15 protein-coding genes and 1 pseudogene are annotated in these 15,099 nt (G+C 49.8%); 3 read left to right on the forward strand and 13 right to left on the reverse strand.

What is annotated here, in order from left to right:
- Positions 1 to 282: 282 nt before the first annotated feature.
- The gene (locus tag C7A19_RS12810; protein WP_077458642.1) at positions 283 to 870 is read right to left on the reverse strand and encodes a TfoX/Sxy family DNA transformation protein; all 588 of its coding nucleotides are present in this window, start codon (positions 868 to 870) and stop codon (positions 283 to 285) included.
- A 301-nt stretch (positions 871 to 1,171) separates the two neighbouring features.
- On the opposite strand from C7A19_RS12810, the gene C7A19_RS12815 reads away from it, so the two are divergent.
- The 3 genes from C7A19_RS12815 (at position 1,172) to C7A19_RS12825 (ending at position 3,837) form a co-directional block, all read left to right on the forward strand.
- Positions 1,172 to 1,759, forward strand: a complete 588-nt coding sequence (locus tag C7A19_RS12815) for an LON peptidase substrate-binding domain-containing protein (protein WP_069362225.1) — start codon at positions 1,172 to 1,174, stop codon at positions 1,757 to 1,759.
- Between the two features lie 135 nt (positions 1,760 to 1,894).
- Positions 1,895 to 2,818 carry an HDOD domain-containing protein gene (locus tag C7A19_RS12820; protein ID WP_116645056.1) on the forward strand — a complete coding sequence of 308 codons (924 nt, stop codon included), beginning with the start codon at positions 1,895 to 1,897 and terminating at the stop codon, positions 2,816 to 2,818.
- Positions 2,819 to 2,928: 110 nt separating this feature from the next.
- Positions 2,929 to 3,837 carry a lysine exporter LysO family protein gene (locus C7A19_RS12825; protein WP_077600619.1) on the forward strand — a complete coding sequence of 303 codons (909 nt, stop codon included), beginning with the start codon at positions 2,929 to 2,931 and terminating at the stop codon, positions 3,835 to 3,837.
- Positions 3,838 to 3,895: 58 nt separating this feature from the next.
- Here the strand turns inward: C7A19_RS12825 and ptsG are convergent, their stop codons facing one another.
- From ptsG to C7A19_RS12885, 12 genes and pseudogenes are all read right to left on the reverse strand, one after another.
- Positions 3,896 to 5,326 (reverse strand): PTS glucose transporter subunit IIBC, encoded by a 1,431-nt coding sequence (gene ptsG / locus C7A19_RS12830; RefSeq protein WP_069362222.1) that lies wholly within the window; start codon positions 5,324 to 5,326, stop codon positions 3,896 to 3,898.
- 614 nt (positions 5,327 to 5,940) lie between these two features.
- Positions 5,941 to 6,720, reverse strand: coding sequence for a YchF/TatD family DNA exonuclease (locus tag C7A19_RS12835; protein ID WP_069362221.1), 780 nt, complete (start codon positions 6,718 to 6,720; stop codon positions 5,941 to 5,943).
- A gap of 1 nt (position 6,721) precedes the next feature.
- Positions 6,722 to 7,714 (reverse strand): DNA polymerase III subunit delta', encoded by a 993-nt coding sequence (gene holB / locus C7A19_RS12840; RefSeq protein ID WP_116645057.1) that lies wholly within the window; start codon positions 7,712 to 7,714, stop codon positions 6,722 to 6,724.
- Positions 7,711 to 8,349: a dTMP kinase gene (tmk, locus tag C7A19_RS12845; protein WP_077458553.1), complete on the reverse strand. Its 639-nt coding sequence runs from the start codon at positions 8,347 to 8,349 to the stop codon at positions 7,711 to 7,713. The genes holB and tmk overlap by 4 nt, the downstream gene beginning before the upstream one ends.
- Positions 8,346 to 9,362: an endolytic transglycosylase MltG gene (mltG, locus tag C7A19_RS12850; protein WP_116645058.1), complete on the reverse strand. Its 1,017-nt coding sequence runs from the start codon at positions 9,360 to 9,362 to the stop codon at positions 8,346 to 8,348. The genes tmk and mltG overlap by 4 nt, the downstream gene beginning before the upstream one ends.
- On the reverse strand, positions 9,356 to 10,165 hold the full coding sequence (gene pabC / locus C7A19_RS12855) for an aminodeoxychorismate lyase (RefSeq protein WP_116645059.1): 810 nt from the start codon (positions 10,163 to 10,165) through the stop codon (positions 9,356 to 9,358). The genes mltG and pabC overlap by 7 nt, the downstream gene beginning before the upstream one ends.
- Before the next feature lie 109 nt (positions 10,166 to 10,274).
- Positions 10,275 to 11,513 carry a beta-ketoacyl-ACP synthase II gene (gene fabF, locus C7A19_RS12860; RefSeq protein WP_116645060.1) on the reverse strand — a complete coding sequence of 413 codons (1,239 nt, stop codon included), beginning with the start codon at positions 11,511 to 11,513 and terminating at the stop codon, positions 10,275 to 10,277.
- A gap of 92 nt (positions 11,514 to 11,605) precedes the next feature.
- Positions 11,606 to 11,842 carry an acyl carrier protein gene (gene acpP, locus C7A19_RS12865; RefSeq protein WP_046075439.1) on the reverse strand — a complete coding sequence of 79 codons (237 nt, stop codon included), beginning with the start codon at positions 11,840 to 11,842 and terminating at the stop codon, positions 11,606 to 11,608.
- 157 nt (positions 11,843 to 11,999) lie between these two features.
- The gene (gene fabG, locus C7A19_RS12870) at positions 12,000 to 12,734 is read right to left on the reverse strand and encodes a 3-oxoacyl-ACP reductase FabG (protein WP_116645061.1); all 735 of its coding nucleotides are present in this window, start codon (positions 12,732 to 12,734) and stop codon (positions 12,000 to 12,002) included.
- A 67-nt stretch (positions 12,735 to 12,801) separates the two neighbouring features.
- Positions 12,802 to 13,743 (reverse strand): ACP S-malonyltransferase, encoded by a 942-nt coding sequence (gene fabD, locus C7A19_RS12875; protein WP_116645062.1) that lies wholly within the window; start codon positions 13,741 to 13,743, stop codon positions 12,802 to 12,804.
- An 18-nt stretch (positions 13,744 to 13,761) separates the two neighbouring features.
- Positions 13,762 to 14,721, reverse strand: a complete 960-nt coding sequence (locus C7A19_RS12880; protein WP_069362213.1) for a beta-ketoacyl-ACP synthase III — start codon at positions 14,719 to 14,721, stop codon at positions 13,762 to 13,764.
- An 8-nt stretch (positions 14,722 to 14,729) separates the two neighbouring features.
- A pseudogene (locus C7A19_RS12885) lies at positions 14,730 to 15,099 on the reverse strand (phosphate acyltransferase); the annotation flags it as partial.

A 15,099-nucleotide genomic window follows, 5' to 3' on the forward strand; every position in this document is an offset into this window, starting at 1 on the left:
CCACGGATTTGCAATCCGCTGCATAGCCACTCTGCCAACGCGCCTTGGCGCTTCACCTCTCGGCTAAGTGGTTTGAATTCTACATAAGTTTTTTCACCTGTCACGAAAAAATTATCATTTTAGCGTTTAACCGACGATTATTTATCCAAACATAACATTTCACTATTCTCTCGGCGCTAAGTGAGCCCACAAAAGGCCGATCAACGTAGCGACGAACGCAACATTGACAATAGTGCCAGCCCGACTAATCAGGGCTGGCACCTACCTACATTAGTGATTCACCTAGACATCCGCGAGCAGGCGTTCGCGTTCGTCTTTTTCAATCAGTTCCCAATGACGACCTTGCTGCGCCCCCGCGAGCTTCCAAAGTAGATTGATATCGATATCTTTACCGTGTGTCATTTGCACTCGACGAAACATTTCTTGCGGCGCCATGCTGTAAAACGTTGATACGTCCTTTACACCCGACTTTTTTAACATCCTTTCAATGGTTAAACGTAAGTTGGGTAAATCCCGCAACCGAAGACTGGATGCCGATACTTTCTGCGCTTTATCTTTGATCGCACGCTGTAACGACTGCTCAATCATCGCAGGCAAATCAGGATCATGACCTAAGTAGAGTGCGGTTACATCATAATAGTTAACCACCGCTGAGGTGCTTTTCTTCACATGAACAAATTTATCACACCCTTTAGCGATCAACTTGTCGGTGAGTTGGCCTCCCCCTCGTAGATAAACATGCTTTCCGGTAAGCAGCGCAAACATCGCCTCTCGACAGAAAAAGCCAATACCACCAAACATAGAGCGTTGCTCCATTTCCCCATAACTATCCAGAAAACGCATTAATTGGGCTTCAAATTGCTTCGCCATCGAAAACTCTCCTTCAGCGAATAGATGTTCATATCCAGCCGTCAGCCGGCCCATAAATATGACTGATAATTTAGTCAATGTGCATGATTATTTTAACGGGAGGAGGTTGCATCAAATGACAATCAAATACTATGCATCTGATCACTTATCATTAAATAGTCCTTTCATTGAGTGTGGTTTTTGTCACATTTATTACAAACATTTTTTCTTCGTTAAATAAAGTTCTCGACACATCTATGCTTAACTCATCGTTACGAGTGCGCTAAATTGAGAGTGATAGGCGAATAGTCAGGGAGCCGACATGTCGAGACACCCGCTGTTAATAGAAGCAAGTCATTTATTGCCTGGGGGATTGCACAGCTATGTGCTGTCTGAGTCATGTTACTTACAAATGCTTCAGCAGGCAGGCGAACCACCGCGTCTTTTGGTCGCGATGAAAAATGAGGATGAAGGTCAGCAGCGGCCGCACGCGATTTCTCCTATCGTCACGCTTTGCGAGATTGCAGACTTCAACCGTCATGGTGCGCATGAAATTGCGTTGACGTTACAAGGGATTGAAAGTGTCAAGGTGACTGCGATCGACGCGGGTGAAGGTGACGTCAATATGGCGCATTATACGCCGTTACCAAAATGGCAACGTCACACAGTTCCCGACCACTACCTCTATCTGAGTGAAAAGCTGCAGCAATATTATCGCTCGAATCCGACACGCCACGAACACTTCCAGTTAACGCAGTACGATGACATTGGCTGGGTCTGTCTTCGCTGGTTGGAGTTACTTCCTATCGAAGTGAAGCAGAAACAGCTTCTACTGTCCCAGCCGACTGCCTTATTGGTGGCCGAGTTTATTGATAAATTATTGCGGTATCCGCTTATTGACGACGACTAAGTCAGCGACAGATGAAGGAAGTTGTATAAATTATCATCAAAGACGCCAGCAGGCTCACCGATTGAGAGAAAGGCGGTTCTCTTTTATTCTGCGCCCCATTACTATGCAGGCTGCTGACAAATACTATCAGGACTTATGGATCATCTTTCATTTTTTTGGGTCTCACCGGATCGTGATAAGTACTTACGTTCCCTAGAAACCGAGTTTTATAAGCGCGCCGTCGAAAGCATCCGCGTCAATCGTCTCTCCCTGCCCCCTTTACCGGATGCCGTTCTATCAATACAACGGGCCAGTAAGCGATCGGATACCACCATGCGGGATATTGCCAATCTCTTACTGGAAGATCCGAGTTTATGTGGGGCCGTGCTTAACGCCGGGAATTCTGCTTTGTTCGCGCCTCGCGCGACAGGCCAGTGCAAAGATGTTCAAACCGCCGTCTCTCGACTTGGCGTTGATCGCGTTTTAGGGATCATCACAGCCGCCGCCGTCTATCAACTTAAGAGTGATGCCTCATTTTCCAAGGCCTGCAACGCGCTATTGAAAAAAAGTGCGCAAAAATCCCGGGAGCTTGCCGCTGCGATGGCATTGGTGACGCAAAGAGTCAGGAACTACTGTGATGAGCCGCTTTCAGTGGAACCCGAAAAAGCACTGATAGTGGGTTTGCTTGCGGATATTGGCTTATACAGCGTGATAGGCGAGTTCCAACGCTTTATAAATCAGGGCCACTATCTAAAATTTGACATTGCCGAGCGCGTCTTCTTTTCACTGGCGGGCGACTGCAGTCGTCTTGTGCTCAAACAATGGCAGTTTGACCGTGACTTTATCGAAGTCGCCATCAACAACAAGCTTTACACCAAACCACGCCCCGATATCACCTATTTAGATATCGCGAGAATGGCAAATCACTTATTAATGTTTCGCAATCAAGATAACGCGATAGAGGATCATGAGGTGGAAATCACTGCGCCTGGCGCAGAAGCGTTATATGAGCTATCCAGCCTCGACGACAAAGAGTTCTCGCGCCAGCTACACCAAGTCATGGACGCAAGCAGTATCTGACACAAACCAGGGTGGTCTTCCCTTTCACCACCCTTGTCTGATTTTATTGACCCACCTATTAACCCGTTGATAACCTCAAGCTCTACTTTCTTAACACCGAGCACAATCAGATGTTTTCAGGGATGCTACTCATCTTCTCGCCGCTTATTATCGGCTATTTAATCCCCATTAAGCAGGTGCGCTACCTCAACGCCGTCAATACCCTGACGATGCGGCTAGTGATGGTCATTTTAGTGCTGATGGGCTTAAGCCTCGCAGGCTTAGATAACCTCGGGCAACATATTTCCACCATTTTGTATTTCGCGGTCACTTTCTTTATTTGCATTGGCGCGGCCAATCTGCTTGCCCTGCCTGTTCTCGATAAGCTCTTCCCAACCGAGACCCATGGACACCAACATAAGCTGACCCTCAGTACCATGATGTCAGAGTCCGGTAAACTGATTGCCGCGGTGGCCGTTGGCTTAGTCGTAGGGCTATTGCTCAATCACGATCTGTCTTGGGTCGATACGGCCAGTGAAGGGATTTTATTACTGTTGCTCTTACTGATTGGCATTCAGTTGCGTAATAGTGGCATGACGCTGAAGCAAATCATCCTCAATAAAAGTGGACTGATGATTGCCGCTCTCGTTGTCGCGACCTCCTTGCCCGGTGGCTTGCTGGCGGCATGGTGGTTAGATATTCCCTATCATCACGGTTTAGCGATGGCCTCTGGATTTGGCTGGTACTCATTGGCGGGGATCTTGATGGGCGACGGACTGGGACCGGTTTACGGCGGAGCATCATTTATTCTCGAGCTCGCACGAGAGCTAATGGCGATTATGATTATTCCAATATTAATCCGACGCTACCCGCTCACCGCAATTGGATATGGTGGTGCCACTGCAATGGATTTCACCTTGCCGATCATTCAAAGCACTGGGGGTATTCGCTGTGTACCGATTGCCATTGTCAGCGGGTTTATTCTCAGTTTATTAGTCCCTGTTTTGATGTTGTTCTTTCTCTCACTCGGTACCAACTAAAGAAAAAGGGGTAGCAAGATGCTACCCCTTTTCATATTTGCTGGTTTAGCGCATGCAATTATTGGCTGCGCATCCAGTTATCCATTTCAGTACGCAGGTTGTCTGACTTGGTACCAAAGATAGCTTGTACGCCACCTGATACCACAACCACGCCCGCTGCACCTAGCTGCTTAAGCTTGTCTTGGTCAACAATTTCAGTGTCAGCCACTGAGACACGTAGGCGAGTGATACACGCATCAAGACCAGTGATGTTATCTTTACCACCGAATGCCGCTACCAGGTCGCCAGCAAGTTCAGAGCCTGTCGCGGTTGATACGTCAGCGACCGTCTCGTCTTCACGTCCAGGCGTTTTCAGGTCAAGGGCGCGAATCACCACACGGAACACGATGTAGTAAAGAACCGCATAACCAAGGCCAAGTAGCACCAGCGTTGTCACGTTCTCAGCACGTGGCATTTGCACGATGAAATCGATAAAGCCGTTCGAGAAAGTATGGCCGTGAACAACGCCCAGTGCGTTAGTCAGCACATACGCTGCACCCGCCATGATAGCGTGGATACCATACAGTACTGGCGCGATGAACAGGAACGAGAACTCGATAGGTTCAGTGATACCGGTCAAGAATGAGGTCAGTGCACCAGATGCCATGATACCCATGATTTTGGCACGGTTTTCTGGTTTGGCAGAGTGTGCGATGGCAAATGCCGCCGCAGGTAGACCAAACATTTTGAACAAATAACCGCCTGCCAACTGACCAAAGCCGTTGCCCGCTTCACGCGTTGCATCGTTAGCGGTCAAGAAACAGGTCATGATGCCGTTTACTTGCTCGCCGGCGTTGTTCACACAGCTACCCGCTTCATAGAAGAAAGGCACGTTCCAGATGTGGTGTAGACCGAATGGGATAAGTGCACGCTCTACCACACCATAAATACCAAATGCGGTCACAGGGTTTTGTTCGGCGGCCCAGTGAGAGAAGGTAGCGATACCACTGCCGATTGGTGGCCAGATAACAGAAAGGATCACACCAAGCGCGATAGAAATGAAACCGGTAATGATTGGCACCGACCGCTTACCGGCAAAGAAGCCCAGGTAATCAGGCAGTTGAATCGTATAGAAGCGATTAAACGTCCACGCCGCAACACCACCGGCGAGAATACCACCAAGCACACCTGTCTTGATTTCTTCAGCGCCCATTACTGGTGCCATGACATCCAGTGTCGCCACCATGATGCCGTAACCGACAATAGCAGACAGACCGGATACACCGTCGTTATTGGTGAAGCCTAGCGCCACACCGACGGCAAACAGCAAGGCCATTTGACCAAATACAGACCCACCAGCTTGTTCCATCATGTGTGAAACAATATCTGGCATCCAGCTAAAGTTGGCTGCACCAACACCCAAAAGTATACCTGCGACCGGCAGCACAGATACTGGAAGCATCAGCGCCTTACCGACTTTTTGCAGGTTAGCAAAGAGGTTTTTTGACATAGTTCTTGCTCCTGACAAGGACGTTTAACAATGTGTTTCTGAAGACAGACCTTTCGATTCCCCCGCAAGAGGTCGCACGATACAACAGGTGCCCAGAGAACAAACGATTTGTGATTATTGAACTCACCCAAACTATAAGGGGCGAATCATCACCTTGCCCATCAGTAACGATTTTACTGATTAAAAAGTAAATATAGATCACAATTAGAATTGGCGATAAAAAAAGCAAAAATAATCATAAGATCATGATTTAAAATGACAAAAAATCCATTCCCTAGGGGAAACGATACGAGCAAAAAAATAGCAACCCTCTCACCCCCAACGTTATTTTACGTAACGAATTAATACAGCACGTAATATAATAAGTTTAGGTTGATAACTATCAATAAATTCATGGAGTTATATTTAAAATTGCGCGAGATCAATCTTGATAGGCTAGCGATATAAATCGGTTATTTTGGCGCAAATATCACCAAAAAATGACGCCAAATTAACCATGCGGGATGGCGCCATCTCAAAACTAATGAAATCAAAAAGCGGTGTTTTCTTACGGCGAGAAGTGCATGGCGTGCTAAGCACGAAAAACGCCCGACAAGATTATCGGGCGAATTGAATTATTGCGGGTTTGCACCAGAAAAAAGCGCAAAAAAGTTACGGCTGGTGATGTCACAAACCGTTTCCACCGATTCACCTTTTAACATCGCGACGTACTCAGCGACTTCTTTCACATAAGCCGGCTGATTTTGCTTGCCACGATGGGGAACAGGTGCCAAGTAAGGCGAGTCTGTTTCAACCAGCAGGCGGTCAAGCGGGATGCGACGCACCACATCTTTCAGCTCTGTGGCTTTATTGAACGTCACTATTCCAGAAATTGAAATGTAGAATCCCATCTCAATCGCTGCTTGTGCCATTTCATAGCTTTCTGTAAAGCAGTGTAGCACACCGCCGACACGCTCAGCGCCTTCCTCACGCAGAATCGCAAGTGTGTCTTCACGTGCCGCGCGCGTATGGATAATCAAGGGCTTATTGAGCTCAACCGCGAGGCGGACATGCTGACGGAAGATCGCTTGCTGCTGCTCGGCAAGCTCTGGCTGATAGTGGTAATCCAGCCCTGTCTCTCCCACCGCGACGACACGCTCATCAGCGGCTAAGGCTTTCAGTCGGTCATAATCGAAACCATTTTCAATATCCAAAGGATGCACGCCACACGAGGCAAAAACATGCGGATAAGGTCGGATCATGTCTAGCATCGCCGGAAAACTATCTAGCGTGACTCCCACCGAGAGAAAATAGTCGACGCCCCTTGCCTGCGCTTTATCTAAAACATCGGCAACATTCTGGTGCAGCGAGTCGTAATCCAGTTTGTCGAGATGGCAATGAGAGTCTATTAACACGTTATTCTCCAATCGATAATAACCACTGGCTAACCACCAGTTCGGTATTTAGCCCTGTATGAATTTGTAACTGACGCTGTAATTGATGCAGCGCGCGTAATAATGAATGAGCTTGCTGAGTGGTCAGTGCATTGGCCACTTCCGCCACCCGTTGGTGATGATGCCGATGCACAATGGTTTGTCCCACACCTTGACGCCATTTAAGTACATCAAGCAGAAAATGACTGAGCCAGTTCAATGAAGCGGGATAGTGTGCGACCAAGACCTCAATAGTGTCAAATAAGCCTGCTCTCTCACACACATAGGTAGAAAACCCTTCCACCACAGCATGGTGATGATCTAACCCGCCCGATACCACAAAGTCACTGGCGGCCAAGGGCGCGCCACGGTATAAACCCACCGCATGGTCTGGTACCGAACGCTGCAATGCTTGCTCGATCCACGCCTTGGCTGTGTCAGCCTCCGCCTGCGGTGCCTTCCACACACTACAGCGACTGACAATGGTCGCAAGTAAACTATCCAGCGAGTCTGTCAACAATACGAAATAACACCCTGAAGGTGGCTCTTCTAGCGATTTAAGCAACGCATTGGCCGCGGCTTCCCCTAAACGTTCGACACACTCGATAACAATAAAGCGCGCCCCGCCCAATTGCGACGTTTCCAACGCTTGTCGTTGCACCTTGCGGACTGCATCAATACCAATCTGCTTACCGGGTTTCTCGGGGGCGAGCCAGTGAATATCAGGATGGTTACCCGCCGCGAAAAGCTGACAATGATGGCAATGACCACAAGCGCTATCGGTTTGGTCGCTACACAGCCTTACCTTGGCAAGCTGGCTGATCAACGCGCGACGTCCGCTGCCCGGGGGCGCGGCCAACAAGAGCGCATGCGGAAACCTTGCACTGATCAATAGCTGCTGCCAATGCGCCCACACGCCTTCAAACCAGGGATAAACGCAAGGCGCGGGATATGCCAATGTTATCTTGTCACTCATACGCCTGTCTGCTGCTTAAGCCAGTTTTTTAGTGCCGTCTTAATCTGAGCGGTCACTGTGTCTAGCGACTGGCCCGCATCAATCACCACCACACTGGGATCGTCGTTTGCCAATGCCAGGTAGCGCGCTCGCGTGCGCTCAAAAAAATCAAGTTGCATTTTCTCAATCCGGTCCAGATCACCACGTCCACGCGCACGTGCCAGGCCTACTTCCGGGTCGATGTCCATATACAGAGTCAGTGAGGGAGCAAACTCTCCTAATACCGTTTCTTTGAGGCTCTGCATCAGCGACGTGTCCATACCCCGTCCCCCACCTTGATAAGCCTGTGATGACATATCATGGCGATCACCCACTACCCATTGACCTTTTGCCAAGGCAGGTTTAATCACATTTTCGACAAGCTGTACTCGGGCGGCATAAAGCATGAGCAGCTCGGCTTTATCCGTGAGCGGTTCATCCGGGTGGCCTTGTTTGACAAGCGTTCGCAACTGTTCGGCAAGCGGCGTACCACCGGGTTCTCGCGTGGTGATCACATCTTTGATGCCGACGTCGAGTAACACCTGTTTGATCTGATTGATGGCCGTACTTTTGCCCGCGCCTTCAAGGCCTTCTACAACGATGAAATGGTTCTTCATTGATTCTTCAACACTTTTAGATAATCACGCACGGCCCGATTATGTTCGGCCAAGGTGGTAGAAAATTGATGGCCGCCTTTACCCGTGGCGACAAAATAGTAGTAATCCGTTTTTGCTGGCTGCGCCGCGGCAAAGATCGACGCTTTACCTGGCATTGCGATCGGCGTCGGGGGCAAGCCATTAATCACATAGGTGTTGTAGGGGGTCGGTGTGCGCAAGTCACGCTTACGAATATTTCCCTCATACTTATCACCCATGCCATAAATCACGGTGGGATCGGTTTGCAAACGCATACCGCGTCGCAAACGATTCACAAATACCGACGCCACCTTTTCACGTTCACTCGCCACCGCGGTCTCTTTTTCAATGATGGAGGCCAATATTAATAGCTGATAAGGGGTCTCAATCGGCAAGTCCTCGATACGTTGCTGCCAAGCCTGCTTCAAGGTCGATTCCATTGCACGCGCGGCGCGTTTTAGCAATGCCATATCGGTATCTCCCACGTCATAAGCGTAGGTTTCAGGTAGCAATAAGCCTTCCAATTTATCGTGACTGATCCCTAACGCGTCAGCAATGGCGGCCTCACTCATCCCGATTAATGTTTGTTCGAGATGCGGGGCTGATTGGATTTGATTACGCCACTGAGCGAACGTACTCCCTTCGACAAAGGTGATTTCATCTTGATATTGCTGGCCTGAACGCAGGGTCGCGAATGCCTCAGCCAACGTTTGTCCAGGTTGGATCTGAAAGGTGCCCGCTTGTACCCGAGTCAGCTCTGGATAAATCCGTGGCGCAAATTTCGACCAGATGCTTGACGCCATCCAACCGCTGTCTTCAAATTTTGCAATGACCTTATGGTAATGTGCACCGCTAGGTACGGTGAATAGCTGAGGCGTCTGCAAGGATAACGGCGTGGAAATAAACGCCTTCGTTTGCCAAAGTACCCCAGCGACTGAGGCCAAGACTATCGCCATCAATACGCTCATCAGCCCCAAAAATCGCTTTTTTAGCACGCGTTTAACCTCTGTTGTAATCGCCTTGTCAGCGTATGCGTTGTATAGCTTGTTTCATTGATGGATGTCACTGGCACCACCTTCATCAAGGTATTGCAAATAAACACTTCATCGGCACACCACAGCGCCGCCTCATCGACCGCGACCGTTTTACATTGGTAGTCCGTGAAACCGTCAATCACCGCCATCACTTTTTCTCGCATTAATCCCGCCACACCGGCATAGGCTAAATCAGGTGTATAGATGACATGATCTTGGCACCAGAAAAGATTGGACGCCGTGGTTTCAACTAGGTTGCCAAACATGTCCGCGACTACGAAATCATCGGCCTCCGCGTCTTCCAGTGCCAGCTTTAGGCACACCTGCTCTAACCGATTGAGATGTTTAAGCCCCGCCAAAGGTGACGCACCAAGTTGTATGTACGTCGTCGCCAACGTCACGCCATGCTGTTGCCAGTGATGATAATGGCGTGGATACGGATGCAGGCTGACAATCACGGTTGGCGACGAGCAGCCTTTAGGACTGTAACCGCGGCCCCCCTGCCCTCGGGTGATGATCACTTTCAACACCTGTTCATCCTGCGAATGCTGACACGCTTGATCGAGCGTTATTGCGAGTGCCGACCAATCGACCCCGCGAATGGCTAATCGCTCACACGTGCTTTGTAAACGCAGTATATGGGCATCACGGTCAAGTAATAGCCCCTGATACACATGGCCAGTGGTGAAACAGCCATCACCAAATTGGAGCCCTCGGTCAGCGACCGCTAGTTCGCGACAAGGGTGTCCGTTTACCCAGTACATCTATCAACCTCGACAATCAACTCATCTTACCGACAATAAAAAAACGGCCCGAATCGTCGGGCCGTTACTATAGCAAACTCTTTTTAGGCTGTATAAACGCCGATGCGCATTACAGCTTTTTGAAGATCAAAGAGCCGTTGGTGCCACCAAAACCAAAGGAGTTACACAACGCGTACTCCATTTTTACGTCACGCGCTTCGTGCGGCACGTAATCTAAATCGCAACCCTCATCAACATTATCAAGGTTGATCGTTGGTGGGACGGCTTGATCAATCAGCGACATGGCAGTGATAATAGATTCAACAGAGCCTGCCGCACCCAGCAAATGACCCGTCATCGATTTGGTTGAAGAGACCAATATGCTATCAGCTGCGTCTCCCATTGCACGACGAATCGCCTTGCTTTCCGCCACATCACCCGCTGGAGTCGATGTACCATGCGCGTTAACGTAGCCAATTTGTGCCGGGTTGATACCCGCATCACGAATCGCCGCTTCCATCGCCAATGCCGCGCCTGAGCCGTCTTCACTGGGTGACGTCATATGGTAAGCATCGCCACTCATACCAAAACCGGCTAATTCACAGTAAATGGTCGCACCACGTGCTTTCGCATGCTCGTATTCTTCAAGCACCATCACGCCTGCCCCATCACCCAGCACAAAACCATCACGATCTTTGTCCCAAGGGCGAGAGGCCGACTGTGGATCATCGTTACGTGTTGATAATGCTTTGGCGGCGGCAAAACCGCCCATACCAAGTTCGGTGGAGGCTTTCTCTGCGCCGCCGGCAACCATGGCGTCTGCGTCACCGTATGCAATCATACGGGCAGCATGACCAATATTATGCAGGCCTGTGGTGCATGCGGTTGAAATCGAGATATTTGGGCCACGCATACCGTAGTTAATCGACACGTGCCCCGCAATCATATTAACGATGGTTGATGGGACAAAGAAGGGGCTGATTTTACGCGGACCTTTGTCCATATACGCACGGTGGTTTTGTTCAATCAAACCAAGACCACCAATGCCTGAACCTATCGCGACACCTATACGGTGTGCATTATTGTCATCCACTTGCAATCCGGAGTCTTTAATGGCTTGCACACTGGCAGCAATGCCGTATTGGATGAACAAGTCCATTTTTCGTGCATCTTTTTTCGACATGTAGTCTTCACAATTGAAGTCCTTAACCATGCCGGCAAATTGGGTGGCAAAGTGAGTGGCATCAAAATGCTCAATCGCGGAAATACCGCTTTGCCCGGCTAGCAGAGCTTTCCATGAAGACTCAACTGAGTTACCCACGGGTGACAACATACCCATGCCAGTCACAACAACACGACGCTTAGACACGATGATATTCTCCGGAGAATATTAGTTTGGAAATTAGAATAGCTTAAAAAGAACACAGGCGGTCAAGGAGACCGCCTGGTAGGATTCTGAGATTACGCTGAAGCGCCGACAACGTAGTCGATAGCTGCCTGTACAGTAGTAATCTTCTCTGCTTCTTCATCTGGAATCTCTGTATCGAATTCCTCTTCAAGAGCCATTACCAGCTCAACGGTATCCAGAGAGTCCGCGCCCAAGTCGTCTACGAATGAAGCTTCGTTTTTCACTTCTGCTTCGTCGACACCTAGTTGCTCAACGATGATTTTCTTTACGCGTTCTTCGATGTTGCTCATATTAATACTAGTCCTTACAAGATTCGCAGATGCGATATGTGCTGTAGTTTATTCATTAATGTGGAAGTTGCAAGACCTCCACGGCTGGTCAAACCACGATTTGGGGACAAATCAATCGGAGTTTGACGTGTGTCATTCGAGATTGCAACGGTCTCGATCAAATCATGTACATACCGCCATTGACGTGCAAGGTCTCACCCGTCATATAAGCGGCATCATCAGAGGCTAAAAACGCCACCGTTGCAGCAATCTCTTTTGGATCACCCAAACGCCCTGCTGGCACTTGTGCCAGAGTCGCAGCACGCTGTTCATCATTTAGCGCCTTGGTCATATCGGTTTCGATAAAACCAGGGGCGACCGTATTCACTGTGATGCCACGCGCAGCCACTTCACGTGCCATGGATTTGGTAAAGCCAATCACGCCTGCTTTTGCCGCCGCATAATTTGCCTGTCCCGCATTACCCATCACACCGACCACAGAACCAATATTAATGATTCGGCCACAGCGTTTTTTCATCATCGCACGCAATACTGCCTTTGATAAACGGAAGATCGACGTCAAGTTGGTGTCCATAATGTCCTGCCACTCGTCGTGTTTCATCCGCATCAATAGGTTATCACGAGTGATACCGGCGTTGTTAACCAGAATATCAACATCGCCAAATTCTTTTTTGATCGTATCAAGCACCTCTGCGACTGACTCTGTCGAGGTCACATTGAGTGCCAGGCCTTTACCGTTTTCACCGAGGTAATCGCTGATTGCCGCGGCGCCTTTTTCGCTGGTCGCCGTACCAATTACAGTGGCACCACGCTCCGCTAAAAGCTCTGCCGTGGCTCGGCCGATCCCACGGCTTGCGCCTGTCACCAGCGCTACTTTTCCGTCTAGTTTCATTCGGTTACCCTTTTAGTTGATTCTGCCGACATACGCCGGCAGTCACAAAGTGTCTTCGCAATACGGTTTATGCCTTCGCGGCGGCAAGGCTGGCGCTATCATTGACCGCCGCGCTACTCAACGCCTTGTTGATGCGTTTGGTCAAGCCAATCAATACTTTGCCAGGGCCAAATTCCAATAGCTGCTCCACGCCTTCAGCCGCCATATGCTCGACCGTTTCAGTCCAACGTACCGGGCTATGTAATTGACGCACCAAGGCTTCTTTAATTGCAGCCGGCTCTACCGGCGTTGCTACATCTGCATTGTTGACCACAGGAACACGTGGTGCATTAAACGTGACCGATTCCAGTGCTTGCGCCAGTTTTTCTGCTGCTGGCTTCATCAGCGCACAGTGAGAAGGCACTGACACGGGCAGCGGCAATGCACGTTTTGCGCCCGCGTCTTTACACAGGGCGTTAGCACGCTCAACCGCTTCTTTATTCCCCGCAATCACCACTTGGCCTGGCGAGTTGAAGTTAACCGGTGAGACCACCTGGCCTTGCGCCGCTTGCTCACACGCTGTGGCAATTGCGTCATTGTCGAGGCCAATAATCGCCGACATCGCGCCAATACCCGCAGGCACCGCCTCTTGCATCAATTGACCGCGCAACTCGACAAGCTTAACGGCTTCTTTAAAATCCAATACACCCGCACACACCAAGGCAGAATATTCACCCAAACTATGACCAGCAAACATCATGGGCGCCGCACCACCTTGAGCTTCCCATACGCGCCAAATAGCAACAGACGCGGTGAGTAACGCCGGTTGGGTGCGATGGGTTTCATTTAAGTCCGCGTCAGGCCCTTGCTGGACTAATGCCCAAAGGTCATAGCCAAGCACGTCTGACGCTTCTGCAAACGTCTGCTGCACAACGCCATATTGTTCGGCGAGCTCCCCGAGCATACCCACGGCTTGCGAGCCTTGACCGGGAAAGACAATCGCGGTTGAAGAACGAGCTGTTGAAGACATAGCTGTTTTCCTATTTATTTAAAATCTGACTAACGCTGAACCCCACGCGAATCCGCCGCCAAACGCCTCAAGTAAGAGTGTCTGGCCTCGTTGGATTCGCCCATCGCGCACCGCCTCATCAAGGGCAGTTGGCACCGATGCGGCAGACGTATTGCCATGGCGGTCAAGCGTCAATACCACTTGATCCATCGACATCGCGAGTTTCTTCGCGGTCGCTTTAATAATCCGGTAATTGGCTTGGTGTGGTACCAACCAATCGATATCTGATTTTTCAATTTGGTTGGCCTGAAGCGTTTCTGTCACAATATTGGCCAGTTGTGTTACCGCCACTTTGAAGACTTCATTCCCCGCCATGTAAAGCCACGCTTCATCGGCTTCTAACGATTGACCACGCTCCGGATACTTAAGTTTCAATAGCTCGCCAAATTTGCCATCAGCTTTCAAGTGTGTGGACAAAATACCATCATTTTCATCGGCAGAGAGCACGACGGCACCTGCACCATCACCGAACAAAATGATGGTGGAGCGATCATCGGGATCACAGGTGTGAGACAGGCGATCTGCGCCCACCACCAGCGCGTTTTTGGCCAGGCCGTTTTTAACGTATTGATCCGCCACACTGAGTGCATACACGAAACCAGAGCATGCCGCCGCGATATCAAAGGCGGGGCACCCTTTAATCCCCAACATGGCTTGCACGTCACAGGCAGCCGCGGGAAACGCACGCTCACCACTGGTGGTGGCTACAATAATCAGGTCGATGTCATGTTTATCAATGGCAGCCATATCTATCGCCTGCACGGCGGCCTGATACGCCATCGAGGCAACGGTATCTGTCGGTGCAGCAATGCGACGCTCCTTGATCCCCGTACGGGTCACAATCCACTCATCACTGGTGTCTACCATTTGTTCAAGGTCAGCATTGGTGCGAACCTGTTCAGGCAAATAGCTGCCTGTGCCCAAAATCTTACTATACATGAAGACTACTAATGCCTCTCGAGAAGAACTGCCTCTAAACGGTCACTTATCTTAGTTGGGATTTGCCGTTCGACCTCGTGCACCGCCTCAAAAATAGCGTTTTCGTAAGCGGCGATATCAGCGCGTCCGTGGCTTTTTACAACGATGCCGCGCAATCCTAGCAAACTTGCGCCGTTGTACTGGTCGGGTTTCAGCTGTTGGAGTTGATTTAATAGATCAGAAAATAGCCATTTCGCGATCCAACGCTTAATAGGATGCGGGTGGAGATGGGCTTTCACCTTGTCGATGATCAAACGTGCCACTCCCTCGCTGGTTTTTAGCGCCACGTTGCCGACAAAGCCATCACAGACAATCACATCCGTCTCCCCCGTGTAGATC

It is taken from the genome of Salinivibrio sp. HTSP (genome assembly GCF_003390965.1).
Classification (GTDB): Bacteria; Pseudomonadota; Gammaproteobacteria; order Enterobacterales; family Vibrionaceae; genus Salinivibrio; species Salinivibrio kushneri.

Excerpts from the sequence above, each read along its gene's own strand:
- C7A19_RS12810 (WP_077458642.1), bottom strand. The coding sequence starts at position 870 with ATGGCGAAGCAATTTGAAGCCCAATTAATGCGTTTTCTGGATAGTTAT.
- C7A19_RS12815 (WP_069362225.1), top strand. The coding sequence starts at position 1,172 with ATGTCGAGACACCCGCTGTTAATAGAAGCAAGTCATTTATTGCCTGGG.
- C7A19_RS12820 (WP_116645056.1), top strand. The coding sequence starts at position 1,895 with ATGGATCATCTTTCATTTTTTTGGGTCTCACCGGATCGTGATAAGTAC.
- C7A19_RS12825 (WP_077600619.1), top strand. The coding sequence starts at position 2,929 with ATGTTTTCAGGGATGCTACTCATCTTCTCGCCGCTTATTATCGGCTAT.
- ptsG (WP_069362222.1), bottom strand. The coding sequence starts at position 5,326 with ATGTCAAAAAACCTCTTTGCTAACCTGCAAAAAGTCGGTAAGGCGCTG.
- holB (WP_116645057.1), bottom strand. The coding sequence starts at position 7,714 with ATGAGTGACAAGATAACATTGGCATATCCCGCGCCTTGCGTTTATCCC.
- tmk (WP_077458553.1), bottom strand. The coding sequence starts at position 8,349 with ATGAAGAACCATTTCATCGTTGTAGAAGGCCTTGAAGGCGCGGGCAAA.
- pabC (WP_116645059.1), bottom strand. The coding sequence starts at position 10,165 with ATGTACTGGGTAAACGGACACCCTTGTCGCGAACTAGCGGTCGCTGAC.
- acpP (WP_046075439.1), bottom strand. The coding sequence starts at position 11,842 with ATGAGCAACATCGAAGAACGCGTAAAGAAAATCATCGTTGAGCAACTA.
- fabG (WP_116645061.1), bottom strand. The coding sequence starts at position 12,734 with ATGAAACTAGACGGAAAAGTAGCGCTGGTGACAGGCGCAAGCCGTGGG.
- fabD (WP_116645062.1), bottom strand. The coding sequence starts at position 13,743 with ATGTCTTCAACAGCTCGTTCTTCAACCGCGATTGTCTTTCCCGGTCAA.
- C7A19_RS12880 (WP_069362213.1), bottom strand. The coding sequence starts at position 14,721 with ATGTATAGTAAGATTTTGGGCACAGGCAGCTATTTGCCTGAACAGGTT.